The following is a 13,011-nucleotide window of genomic DNA, read 5'->3' on the forward strand; positions in this document are numbered from 1 at the left end:
ACGGAATTCAATCAGCATTACCTAAGACAGCAGCTGAAAAAACAACCCTAGCTGGAGTTATTAGTGTTGTGTTAACTTCGTTGGCTGGATTAGTATTCTGGAATCGGCGTAAGTAAAATGTAATATTACTACTGTTCCTAAATATAAAAATTAAAACTAGGACTCCTAATCTAGCATTAAGCAATACGATCGATATATTAAATTTAGTCAAGCAATTAATTTGCTTGGCTTTTTATTTAAATTCATACTCGACAAATTTTAGGTTAAGGTTATTGATTTAGCTTTGCTAGGATATCGGAGTGACTAGTCACATCCCTGGCGTTCTTTTTATAACTCTGCGTGAACTTTTGGCGGCTATTGTTGGTGTGCTTAGGCGTTGGCGGTGAGTTTATCTTTGCCGTAGCTTTTAGTAATGATGGCTTACTTTTCTTGAGTTAAGGCTCTTAATGTAGTTTCAATCGTTTCACTTTGTCTATTGATTAAGTCCTTTAACACATTGTAGAAACTTGCTGTTTTGTCGCTGATATTGGGTATGTTTAACGTTAGATCGCACAGCTTTAAATTAATTGAATAGCGACCACTAAAGTACTCATAAAATACCTTGGAAATAGCCAAAAGTGTGACCACCTAAAATGATATAATATAGTTAATCAATAAACCTGATTCGGCGATAACTTCTTAGGAGTTGTCGTCTTTTTGTATGTCTTCAATTTGATTTTTGATAATTGCGGCATGTTCGTTGTTTTTCTCAAGAGCAAACCTGTTTACATTATTCAGACGGACAAGCATCCCAAACAGTTTACACATATATTTCTCATAGGTGCTTAGGTGTATGGTGCAAGGGTGTTCTGGGATAAAGTCAAGACTGGTGTACGCAGGCATGTTTGGTTCGTATACGTTTATGAAGCCTTGCATAGCTTCAGGATCAATCGACCATTTAAGTTTATATATTTCATGTAGCAAATTAAAATATTCGTCACTTAGATCGTCATACCTGTTACGGTACGTTAGGTCTGGCTTTTGTAACTAAGTTTTAGACACTCACGATAATAATAAGAATTGCCAGAGAGATACAATATACGTTTTCTATTCTGGCATAATGGTCAAACAAACCACTAACGCAAACGTTCATAATTTTGACGTGTAGGCGTTATTTTTATCTTATGGTTTATATTAATATGCTGTTTTATCGTCTCGTCTATGCCTTGAATTGATAAATTAGCTATATCTATCCTCATTATCTCTGCGTACTTCTAAATCGATAGCAAAAACTAGCAATGTGTGTAACCTTTTTATTAAATATTGTATTTGAATCTTAGTTATTCTTAGTCTGATAGTTGCTACCTAATAGGCTTAATAGAGGGGATGAAAAATTATAAATGTCGTTGTAACGCCCTCCAACGCTATTAAAAAACGTTGCAACTTTTTTGCAACCTTTGGAAGTCTCAACGGGGATTTTGTTTACTTCCGCCCATTAGCCTATGCTAAGTTTTTGAAAAAGTTAAGCTTGATTAGGTGTTTTAATGGTATTTAATTGGGGCTTTTTATTTTGGATAAAATAAAAAGTGTGGTGTTGGATAATTCGCTCCAACACCACACTTTAATATAGAACCAAATATACTAGCGCAACGTTTTAATTGTTGTTAAATATTATTAGATATAATTTAATTGTATTATATGGTTTACTTGAGTGTGTATGAGAAATCAAGTGTTTTTCCTAGTATATTCACTTAAACTAACTGATAGGGTAATTTTTTAATAAAACGTTCGTAGCGTTAATAGGGAAGTGGGTGGATTAATGTTTATGACGTAAAACTGGTTGGATTGACCATAAAAGAATATCTAATAATAGGCTAATAATTATAAAAGGTGGCCAAAAGAAAACAATGATTAAAGCAATGATATTGAGTATTAAAGATGAAAATTCAGTAAAATATAAATGTGTTAAATCGCTATTAATTTTTAATACTTCATCACGTAAAATTGAAAAAGAAATATTATAAATAATTACGTTTAAGGCATATAACCATGCGGCTACAGGAGAATATATATCAGACCCAAACCATGCGGTTGTCGCTGGTAATAATGTAGCGCAGAATAGTAAAAAGATGTTTGTATATAATATTTTATGGTTTATAGCTTCAACGTGTAAGAATAAATTATGATGATTAACCCACATTACTGCTAAAATTATGAAACTAACAATATAGGCAATAAATGAGGGGGCGATTGCAATAATAGAATGTATAGAGTGGTCGTCCGTAGGTAAGTGTATGTCTAATACTAAAATCGTCATAATTATGGCAATTACTGCATCAGTAAAAGCTTCAAAGCGTTCTTTGTTCATATTATCCAAAACTCCTAATTGAATGTATTTATTTAATTATACTCCCGCCTCCTTACTAGTAAAAGAAGCGAATAACAAATGATGGCGATTCTATTAAATAGTGTAGTTATTATTTCACGGTACATATGGTAAGCATTACATTGCATTTGTATTCTATGAGCATGTTTATTTCAGTTGTATATGTTTTAATTCATGGAGGGTTATAATGATTCAATCGGAGTACTGAAAGCTAGTGTGTTGCGTGATGATTTTAAAATTACGTAGGAGAAAAGTTTATTTTAATATTAAAGTATGATATAATAAACGTAATTAATTTTAAACGGTTGAGCGAAAGCTTCAAGAATTGTTAGTCGGGGAACTAACCATTTTTGAAGCTTTTTTAAATGTTAGGAGAGAGTATGGAATATCTATTAATTTTATTATTACTGATCGTGACGATTGTGTTAGGCAAGATTGGGACGCGTTTTGGCTTATCTGAAGTGGTTGGACAACTATTATCGGGAATTCTTTTGGGTGCTAGTTTGTTGAATGTAGTTCAGCCCACCCATCTGATTCATATCATTGCGGATACAGGTGTCTTTTTGTTAATGTTAAATTCTGGACTGGAATCGGATTTAAAAGAAATGAAAAAGCATATTAAAGCATCATCGCTTATCGCGGGGATGGGAGTCGTGCTACCCGTAATTATTTTCCCAATTACATTTTTATTGCTTGGATATAGCATGCAGGTTGCAATGTTTTCAGGGGTGGTTTTCTCGGCTACTTCAATTTCAATTACTTTAGCTGTGTTAGCTGAACAAAGAAAATTAGCGACACCGATGGGAGCAATCATTTTATCAGCAGCGGTGCTGGATGATGTTATCGCTTTGTTCGCTGTGACCCTCTTTTCGATTTTCATCGGGGGCGGAAACTTGGGTATTAATAGCTTATTGCCGTTAATTGCCTTTGCCTTAGGAATCTTATTGAGAAGATTTGATGTTTCTGAAAAAATTGGTTCAATTAGTACTAAATTAGGAAATTGGTTTTTCTATCCAGTATTTTTTGGTTCAATCGGTTTGGAAGTAGCGGTTCAAGGATTAGGTCATAAAATATTACCGATTTTGATTTTTAGTGTTTTGGCGGTTATTACCAAATATTATGGATCATATATTGGTGCTAGATTATCTAATTTGGGCGCCAATATCTCGCATGCCATTGGTGCGGGGATGATTTCGCGGGGGGAAATGGCTTTGGTGATTATTCAAATCGGGATTTCATCAAATATCATTAACGATGACACATCATCAGAATTTATAGTGGCGGTTATTATCACTACAGTAGTTGCTCCAATTATTATGAAGCCTTTATTCAAAAAGGTTTAATGGGCTTTTGCACATGGATCTGGCAAGATTTAGATAAATTTTTTTCAGCGACGAGAAATACATTAGTTGGATTAAACTAACTATCGTGTTCTTGACGTTGTTGTTCTGCTCATTTTATTGCTTAATGCATCATTCAATGTCTCAAGTATAGAACGTTAAAAGCCTTACGTAATAGTTTTAATAATAATTAGACATTCCTTTTTAGAATGTCTTTTTTATTTATCTAAGGTTTAAAATAAAGTTATTCGACAAGTAATTTGAAGTGCGTTAAAATATAGATAGGTTAGAATGATTCTAAAATATAAAAACAAAGGAGTTTCTCATGGATGCAAAATTAGCGCAAGATGTTTGGAAGGATCCTGGATTAAATGTTTCGTTTGTGGTTCTAAATTTGAAGGATTTGGCACGCGATGAACTACAAGCAGCGGTGGCTGAATTTGTCGATCGTTCGCAAGCGATTATTCGTTCGATGCGGATTCGAAATCCCAAAGACCAACTACAAGTGACAATCGGATTTAGTAATCATGCTTGGGATATTTTGTTCCCCAATGCGCAAAAACCAAAGGAACTTGAAACCTACCAAACGCTAGCTAGTGACCAGTATGTTATGCCGGCCACGGCGGGAGATGTTTTCTTACATGTCCGAGCTACATCAGAAGCGGTTGTGTACGAAGTTGTGCGGCAGTTTATGATTTTTTTGCGGCCGATTACGGATGTGTTTGATGAGACTCACGGTTTCCGCTTTTTGGAAGGCCGCTCGATTATTGGATTTATGGACGGGACTGAGGCCCCTGCATTAGATGATGCAACTAATTATGCTATTATTGGCGATGAAGATCCTGAATTTGAAAACGGTTCATATGCCTTTGCACAAAAATGGACGCATAATATGGACTTTTGGGAGCACCTAGGAGTTACTGACCAAGAAAAAGCGGTCGGTCGACATAAATTTGATGACCTAGAGTTAGAAGATGAAGAAAAATTTCATAATGCGCATAATGTAGCTTCCAAATTAGAAGTAGACGGCGTCGAACAAAAAATTATTCGAATGAATGTTCCTTTTTCGAATCCAGCGTCGCAACATACCGGAACATATTTTATTGGGTATGCTCGGCATTGGACGGTGACGAAAGGGATGTTGGAACAAATGCTGGAAAAGGATGATTATTTATTAACTTTTTCTGAAATTACAAGTGGTCAATTATTCTTTATCCCAGCGCGGCCTTTATTGGACCGTATTGCGGATGGAGGGTTATTTTAGTTGAGGTAGCAACTATGGATTTAAAAGTCGAAAAGCTTGGGGTGAGCTTTGAACAAGTGGTGTTTCAAAACCTTAATTTTGATTTCAACGCCGGTGATTGGGTCACCATTGTCGGTAAATCAGGGACGGGTAAAAGTGTTTTTTTGAAGAGTTTAGCGCGCCTGATGGATGTGACTAGTGGACAAATTATATTTAATGGGCAAGATATTCAAGACTTAGCAATTGGGACATATCGCCAGAAAGTTTCATATGCGGTGCAATCTGCGAGTTTATTTGGTAAAACGGTACGGGATAATTTGGATTTCCCGTTTATTGTCCGCGATCAAGCGATTGATGTGCAAAAACAACAAGCTGGCTTACGACAGATGGATTTACCGGTCGCCTATCTGGATCATCCTATCACCGAGTTGTCAGGCGGGCAAAGGCAACGAGTCGGAGTGTTAAGGAACTTGTTGTTTCCTCCAGAAGTTTTGTTATTGGATGAAATTTCGACTGGATTAGATGCTGAAACGAAGCAGTTAATTTGGCAGGTAATTCAAACGATGCATCAAATGGAAGGTAACATTGTTTTGTCAGTGACGCATGATGCCGATGAAATGGCTTCAGCACGCGATCTGATTGAGTTTGGAACGGAAGTTAAGCGGGTGAAGAAATGAACGTAAATGTAGATAATGGCTCATTAGCTTTAGCCTTTAGTTTAGTGTTAGTCTCATTATTTATTAGTTATAAACAAAAATTGCATTTAGAGCATGAAACAATTATTGCGGTGGCACGGGCAGTTATCCAATTGATTATTGTCGGCTATCTTTTGATGGCTATTTTTAAAGTTGATAATTGGATCGTGACTATAATAATGCAACTGTTCATTATTTTTAACGCGGCTTGGAATGGTAAAAAACGTGGGGTCGGGATTGAACACGCGTTTGGGATTGCTTGGACAGGCTTAATGTTGTCAACGTTTGTAACGATGGGCATTTTAGTAGTGACCGGCGTGATCAAAATGGAACCGTTCCAACTCATTCCAGTGACTGGGATGGTGGCTGGAAATTCTATGACAGCGGTCGGGCTAGTTTACCGGAGCTTAAAACAACAGTTTAATGATCAGCAAGCCCAAGTTTTTGAGCGATTAGCATTAGGGGGAAACCTGAAACAAGCGGCGGGTGATATTTTTCGGGAGGCGATTCGGACGGGGATGCAACCTACGATTGACTCGGTTAAAACATATGGAGTTGTTTCGCTTCCTGGGATGATGTCTGGTTTGATTATGGCCGGCGTTTCGCCGATTAGCGCGATTAAATATCAAATTATGGTAGTCTTTATGCTACTTTCCGCTACTGGCATTTCTTCTGTTTGGGCTTCATATTTGGCCTATCGAGGATTCTTTAATCGTAATTGGCAATTACAACTTCCTGAAGATAAGACAATTAATTAAAAGTGAATTAGTCGGCACAAGATCAGTTTTAAACTAATATATAAGTTGTGCTTACACAAGACCATTATTTGTTAATCTCACAGTGAGGGGGCAAATGATAGATAATTAGTTTAAAAAGAGGTGACTGCGAGCGTCCTTTTGTGTGGAATGCTTTATTTGAACGGAGACTAAGTTGTTTCACAATCGTGTGTGTTGTAAAATGAATGAGTTAGATTAATTTTGATGCTCTTTAATGATTTTTGAGAAGCTTTCAGCATTTGTCGGGGCTAGCGCTTGACATTTATAGAAAAATCATGTAAATTAGAACAGTTGAAAATAATCGATTATTAATACATGCTGCCTCCTCAATTTAGGCTTGGTAGCGTTAAAAAGGAGGATTAAATTATGGCAGTTCCAACACATAAGACTTCAAAGGCTAAGAAGCGTTCACGTCGTGGAGGACGCGGAGGTATCAACACTCCTGCAATCCACATGAACGAAAATGGTGCTTATGTACTTAACCACCATGTTGCCGCTGATGGAACTTATAAGGGTAAGCAAGTTACCGAAAATAAGTAATTAAAGAAAAAGCATCTGATTTATTGATTAAATCAGGTGCTTTTTTATTTGTTTTAATTTATGAAGTTAGCGATTTCTGAGATAACATAGATGCAATGAAAAGAACTGAGTTTATCTTTAGCAGGCTGATGTTTGATGAACGTGACAAAGACGGATATTGATGAGCGCTTAGAGTTGATTTAAATGTAAATAATGCTTTGATTTAAAAGCGATATGAACATTTTATTAAAAAAATTTAATTTAAGCTTGCACTCTTAGTATTAGAGTGCTAATATATAGATAAGTTAAAGAAGAGCAGGCGTTAAAGCGAGCTTAGATTAACTGGTTATGAAGATAAACTTAAATAAAATGGAGGATACTAATTATGGCAAATTATGATTCATTTGGATTCTCAAATTTTGATGATATTTTTAATGCGATGAATAAAGATTTAAATGCACAACGACGTGCACAGATGCAACGAGCTGCACAACAAGCCCAACGGCAAGGTAGTATGCAAAATGGCGAACGGCAAAACGATACTGAAAGCTTATTGGATCAATTTGGAATTAATATGACCGAGATTGCTCGAAAGGGTAAGTATGATCCGGTGATTGGTCGGGATGATGAATTAAACCGAGTCATTGAGATTTTGAATCGTCGGACAAAAAATAATCCGGTATTGATTGGTGAAGCTGGAGTTGGAAAGACTGCGGTGGTCGAAGGGTTAGCGCAAGCCATTGTTGATGGCCAAGTTCCAGCCAAGTTGCAAGGTAAAGAAATCATTCGTTTGGACGTGGTCTCAATGGTTCAAGGAACTGGGGTTCGTGGACAATTCGAAGAGCGGATGCAAAAATTGATGGAAGAGGTTTCTAAGCGTGCAGATGTTATCCTCTTTATTGATGAGATTCATGAGATTATGGGAGCTGGAACAGCGGGCGAAGGTAGCATGGACGCTGGAAATATCTTAAAACCAGCGTTGGCCCGTGGTGAATTCCAGTTGATTGGTGCAACAACTTTGAATGAATATCGTCAGATTGAAAAGGACGCTGCGATTGCGCGTCGCTTCCAAACGGTGCAAGTTGACGAACCTAGTAAGGAAGAGGCACTTGGGATTTTGAAGGGCATCCGGGGACGTTATGAAGATTATCATCATGTTAAGTATACTGATGATGCCTTGGCAGCGGCAGTTAACCTTTCAGATCGCTATATTCCTGAGCGCTTCTTGCCAGACAAGGCCATTGATTTGATGGACGAAGCTGGTTCGAAGAAGAACTTGACGATTAAGGTTGATGATCCAAAAAAGTTGGAGAATCAGATTAGTTACGCTGACAATATGAAACAAAAGTCAATTGATGATGAAGACTTTGAGAAGGCGGGTTATTGGAAGGATCAAGTTGAACAATTGAATCGGCAAAAGCAAGCGGCTTTGAATTCGCAACCCGTTGATGGTGGTGATCAAGTGGTGGACGTGGCTGATATTGAAAAGATTGTTGAAGCTAAGACTGATATTCCAGTTGGGGACTTACAAAATGAAGAACAAAAGAAATTAAAGAACTTAGCTAATGATTTGGCAGATCATGTGATTGGTCAAGGTGAAGCTACGCAAAAGGTTGCCCAAGCGATTCGGCGAAATCGGGTTGGCTTCAATAAGCCAGATCGGCCAATTGGAAGCTTTTTGTTTGTCGGACCAACCGGAGTAGGAAAAACGGAAACGGCTAAGCAATTGGCTCAAGAACTCTTTGGAACAGAAGAAAGCATGATTCGCTTTGATATGTCAGAATACATGGAAAAGCATAGTGTTTCAAAGTTGATTGGGGCACCCGCCGGTTATGTGGGTTACGAAGAGGCCGGTCAATTGACTGAAGCAGTGCGTCGGCGTCCTTATTCGTTGATTTTGTTGGATGAGGTTGAAAAAGCACACCCAGATGTCATGAACATGTTCTTGCAAATCTTGGATGATGGCCGTTTGACGGATGCAAAAGGACACACCATATCATTTAAAGACACCATTATCATTATGACGTCTAACGCCGGAACAAAGATGACGGCAGCCGATGATCAAAAGGAAGGCCAAGCAAGTTTGATGGAACGTTTAGCACCATACTTTAAGCCAGAATTTTTAAATCGGTTTGATGCGATTGTTGAATTTAACGCTTTGACAAAGGGTAACTTACTGAAAATTGTTGACTTGATGTTATCTGGTATGCAAAAAACGATTGCTCCAACTGGTTTGACAATTACTGTGAGTCAAGCCGTTAAGGATAAGTTAGTTGATTTGGGTTATGACCCGGCAATGGGTGCGCGTCCTTTGCGACGTGTTATTCAAGATCAGCTTGAAGATCAAATTGCCGACTTCTATTTGGATAATCCTGATATTAAAGAATTAGCTGCTGAGATGGTGGATGATAAAATTGTTGTGCAAGCAGCTGTCCAGTAATCTTTAAAATCTAGCAGGTTTAAATTAGCATTAAAAGAAAGCATATGCATAATCGATTTGTGGGAAGTTTAATTTCGCATGAGGTGGATGTGGATATGCTTTTTTGGTATCTGAAATGGCTTAAAAATGCTAAAATAGATGAATAACCTTTAGAAAAATTAAGGAGTTAAATTATGGAATTTGAGATTGAAGATCGTCGGATTTTTCATTTAAATCCCGTGCAAGAAGTTGACGCAGAATTAACGTATCAACCTTTGGAAAACGGACGGGTCTGGTCGATTGATTCCACCAATGTACGTCCGGAATTGCAAGGACAAGGCGTCGCTGGCCAAATGTTAGCTTTGTTGGTTGGGCGTGCGCAACAACAAGGGGTTAAATTGCGCCCCATTTGTTCATATGCTAAAAAGAAGTTTATGCAAAATGCCGAGTATCAAAAATTAGAATGGCATGATGGTGACCCTTTAGATTAAAAGGGAGAGGAGTAAAATAGTGCGGAAATTTGCAATTGTAAAAAAATATCAAGATGCGGGGTTACAATTACCTAAGCGGAGCACGAAACAAGCTGCGGGATATGACATTGAGGCAGCGACGGACTTTACCGTGCCGTCGATTTGGCACCAGGGTTTATTTAAAGTTTTGAAAACATTAGCTTTAAAGCGCCCATTGACGCAAAAACAAATGCAAACTAGTGAAAAAAGTCTGCGGCCGGTCTTAGTGCCCACAGGCTTGAAAATTTATATGAATGAAAATGAGTATTTGATGGTTATTAGTCGTTCATCGGGACCGTTAAAACGCTTTTTGATTTTGCCGAATAGTGTTGGCATCATTGACAGTGATTATGTTGATAATCCGAATAATGAGGGTGAGCTCTTTATACAAATGTTGAATTTTGGCATTCGAGATGTGCAGATTAAAAAGGGTGATCGGATTGCTCAAGGAATTTTCGCTTCATATTTAAAAACTGATGATGATGCTGAAATTCAAAAAGCAGAGCGCAAGGATGGCTTTGGTTCGACGGGGGAGTAAAAGATGGCGAAAGTAAAAACCCAGTTTGTTTGTTCGAATTGTGGTGCAATTTCACAACGCTATTTAGGACGCTGCGCAAATTGTGGGGCTTGGGGAACGTTGGAAGAACAAGTAATCCCAAGTGAAAAAATAGATCGTAAAAATCGGGTTAACTTAGCGGGGCAAGAGGCCAAAGTCGAACGTCTCGGGCAAGTTTCTTTGGAGGAAGTGCCCCGGGTAAAAACCCAATTGGACGAGTTTAATCGGGTGCTTGGTGGTGGTGTGGTCCCAGGTTCTTTGGTTTTAATTGGAGGTGACCCAGGGATTGGAAAGTCGACGTTGCTACTACAAGTGTCCGGGCAACTTGCTGGGGAAGGTATCGTCTTGTATGTCTCTGGTGAGGAGAGCGCCGCTCAGATTAAGTTGCGGGCTGAACGCTTAGGCGTGGAAGATGAACAAAATTTCTTAATTTATCCAGAAACGGATATGGGTCAAATTCGCAAGGCGATTGATGAATATGGACCGGAATATGTCATTATCGATTCTATTCAAACGATGCAACAACCTGACGTGAACTCGGCCGTGGGCTCAGTGGCACAAATTCGAGAAACAACAGCAGAGTTATTACAAATTGCAAAAACCAATGGGATTACTATTTTTATTGTCGGACATGTTACTAAAGAGGGAACGATTGCGGGGCCTAAAATTTTAGAGCACATGGTTGATACAGTCTTGTATTTTGAAGGAGATAATCAGCGCAGCTATCGCTTATTGCGGGCAGCTAAAAATCGTTTTGGTTCAACTAATGAGCTAGGAGTTTTTGAAATGCAGCAGAGTGGTCTGGTGGAAGTGGATAATCCGTCTGAAATGTTTTTGGAGGAACGGATTGAGACAGCGACTGGATCGGCAGTGGTGGTTGCGTTGGAGGGAACCCGTCCGATTTTGGTTGAGGTGCAAGCGTTAGTGACCCCGACGGCTTTTGGGAATGCACAACGGACGAGTGCTGGTATTGATCGTAGTCGTGTCTCTTTGTTGATGGCTGTGTTGGAAAAGCGGACGAACATGTTACTGCAAAATCAAGACGCTTATGTGCGCGCAGCCGGCGGTGTGAAACTAGATGAGCCAGCTGTGGACTTGGCCTTAGCTATTGCGATTGCTTCCAGTTATCGAGAATCTGCTACTAAAGCCACCGATGCCTTTGTGGGTGAAATTGGCTTAACGGGTGAGGTACGCCGGGTTCCTAGGGTCTTTGACCGAGTGCTAGAAGCACAAAAATTAGGCTTTCAGCGGATTTTTGTCCCTAAAAATAGTTTGAAAAAGGATCAAACGGTATCTGGAATTCAGGTACTGCCAGTGAAAACATTGCGAGAAGTTTTGGATTTAGCCTTGGATTGATAGGGGCTACAAATTTAATAAAGGAGGTTATCGGATGCGAAAAAATATTATTCAAAGTATTTTAGCGTTGTTAGGCGCGGCGTTGGCGATTAATTATTTACCAGTAGTGTGGCAACTATTAGGATATTCACAGATTTTATGGATTAATAATCCGTTAACGGATGTAATCCTTGGAGCAATTATTTTTTACCTAATTAGTATTCCGGCTTGGCAATATTTTGATCGAATCTTAACGCGCGTGGAGGGGATTTTGACACAAGAATCGCCACTTAAGTTATTTTTAGGCAGCATCAGTATTATTATCGGTCTTGCCTTGGCCTTTTTGATAACATCGCCCTTGCGGAGCTTGCCAAATGCCTTTTTGAGTACTGGGATTCCCATTGCGGGGATGATTGTCTTGGGTTACTTGGGTTATCGAATTGGTACCGGGCGCATGGACGAAGTTTACCGTTTTATTACCCTCTTGATGTCTCGTTTGCGCATCAAGACCCCTCGGGATGATGCCAATGTTAAAGGTAACACGGCTGGTGGCGCCCCTGAGGAAAATTATCATCATTATAAAATTTTAGATACTAATATTTTAATTGATGGACGCATTTTGGATTTGGTGAAAACGGGTTGGCTTGAAGGAACTTTGTTAGTGCCTAATTTTGTTTTATATGAATTACAATATATTGCGGACGCTGGTGATTCACTCAAACGGGTTCGCGGACGCCGGGGCTTAGATGTATTAAATGCCCTGCGCAATGATGAACAAGTTGCCTTGGAGATGTGGGACGGTGATTATGACGATTTGCAAGAAGTGGACGAAAAATTAATTCGTTTAGCCCAAGAATTAGACGCCGTGCTTATTACCAATGATTTTAACTTAAATAAAGTGACACGTTTCCAAAATGTAGCGGTGCGCAGCCTCAATGAACTAGCTGGTGCTTTACGCGCTCAAGTGGCGGTTGGCGATCAGTTAGTAGTTACGTTGGTTAAGAATGGTCGAGAACGGCAACAAGCGGTCGGTTATTTAGATGATGGGACGATGGTCGTAGTTGAAGATGGTAAAAAGCATCTCCAAGCACGAGTTCGGTTAGAAGTGACGTCGAGTTTGCAGACTGATGCCGGACGGATGATTTTTGGGGATTATTTGGGGACTGTTGGTTGAAATTGAATGCTGAATAGTATAAATTAGAAAATGGTTTGTTGATTTTACGGAACCCAATGAATTTGGGAAATCTAAAATTT

The 13,011-nt window shown here is 38.9% G+C and carries 12 protein-coding genes; 11 read left to right on the forward strand and 1 reads right to left on the reverse strand.

Features of this window, described 5'->3' with window-relative positions:
- The first annotated feature begins 5 nt into the window (after positions 1-5).
- A complete protein-coding gene (locus IV73_RS06825; RefSeq protein WP_420806364.1) occupies positions 6-116 on the forward strand; it encodes an LPXTG cell wall anchor domain-containing protein in 111 nt (36 codons plus the stop codon).
- A gap of 1,679 nt (positions 117-1,795) precedes the next feature.
- Here the strand turns inward: IV73_RS06825 and IV73_RS05465 are convergent.
- Positions 1,796-2,347, reverse strand: coding sequence for a TMEM175 family protein (locus IV73_RS05465; RefSeq protein ID WP_057756017.1), 552 nt, complete (start codon positions 2,345-2,347; stop codon positions 1,796-1,798).
- A 398-nt stretch (positions 2,348-2,745) separates the two neighbouring features.
- On the opposite strand from IV73_RS05465, the gene IV73_RS05470 reads away from it, so the two are divergent.
- From IV73_RS05470 to IV73_RS05515, 10 genes are all read left to right on the forward strand, one after another.
- Entirely contained in the window at positions 2,746-3,708 is a 963-nt protein-coding gene (locus IV73_RS05470; RefSeq protein WP_057756026.1) for a cation:proton antiporter, read from the forward strand.
- Between the two features lie 322 nt (positions 3,709-4,030).
- The gene (locus IV73_RS05475) at positions 4,031-4,969 is read left to right on the forward strand and encodes a Dyp-type peroxidase (RefSeq protein WP_057756027.1); all 939 of its coding nucleotides are present in this window, start codon (positions 4,031-4,033) and stop codon (positions 4,967-4,969) included.
- 14 nt (positions 4,970-4,983) lie between these two features.
- Positions 4,984-5,625, forward strand: coding sequence for an ABC transporter ATP-binding protein (locus IV73_RS05480; protein ID WP_057756029.1), 642 nt, complete (start codon positions 4,984-4,986; stop codon positions 5,623-5,625).
- On the forward strand, positions 5,622-6,401 hold the full coding sequence (locus IV73_RS05485; protein WP_057756037.1) for an ABC transporter permease: 780 nt from the start codon (positions 5,622-5,624) through the stop codon (positions 6,399-6,401). Before IV73_RS05480 ends, IV73_RS05485 begins: the two co-directional genes overlap by 4 nt.
- 384 nt (positions 6,402-6,785) lie before the next feature.
- The gene (rpmF, locus tag IV73_RS05490) at positions 6,786-6,959 is read left to right on the forward strand and encodes a 50S ribosomal protein L32 (protein ID WP_057756040.1); all 174 of its coding nucleotides are present in this window, start codon (positions 6,786-6,788) and stop codon (positions 6,957-6,959) included.
- A 364-nt stretch (positions 6,960-7,323) separates the two neighbouring features.
- Positions 7,324-9,378, forward strand: a complete 2,055-nt coding sequence (locus IV73_RS05495; protein WP_057756042.1) for an ATP-dependent Clp protease ATP-binding subunit — start codon at positions 7,324-7,326, stop codon at positions 9,376-9,378.
- Positions 9,379-9,551: 173 nt separating this feature from the next.
- Positions 9,552-9,848 (forward strand): GNAT family N-acetyltransferase, encoded by a 297-nt coding sequence (locus tag IV73_RS05500; protein WP_057756045.1) that lies wholly within the window; start codon positions 9,552-9,554, stop codon positions 9,846-9,848.
- A 16-nt stretch (positions 9,849-9,864) separates the two neighbouring features.
- Positions 9,865-10,404, forward strand: coding sequence for a dCTP deaminase/dUTPase family protein (locus IV73_RS05505; protein ID WP_057756048.1), 540 nt, complete (start codon positions 9,865-9,867; stop codon positions 10,402-10,404).
- A gap of 3 nt (positions 10,405-10,407) precedes the next feature.
- The gene (radA, locus tag IV73_RS05510) at positions 10,408-11,778 is read left to right on the forward strand and encodes a DNA repair protein RadA (protein WP_057756051.1); all 1,371 of its coding nucleotides are present in this window, start codon (positions 10,408-10,410) and stop codon (positions 11,776-11,778) included.
- 34 nt (positions 11,779-11,812) lie between these two features.
- Entirely contained in the window at positions 11,813-12,931 is a 1,119-nt protein-coding gene (locus tag IV73_RS05515) for a PIN/TRAM domain-containing protein (protein WP_057756054.1), read from the forward strand.
- The last annotated feature ends 80 nt before the right edge of the window (positions 12,932-13,011 follow it).

The organism is Weissella kandleri (genome assembly GCF_001438705.1).
In the GTDB taxonomy this organism is placed as follows: Bacteria; Bacillota; Bacilli; order Lactobacillales; family Lactobacillaceae; genus Weissella; species Weissella kandleri.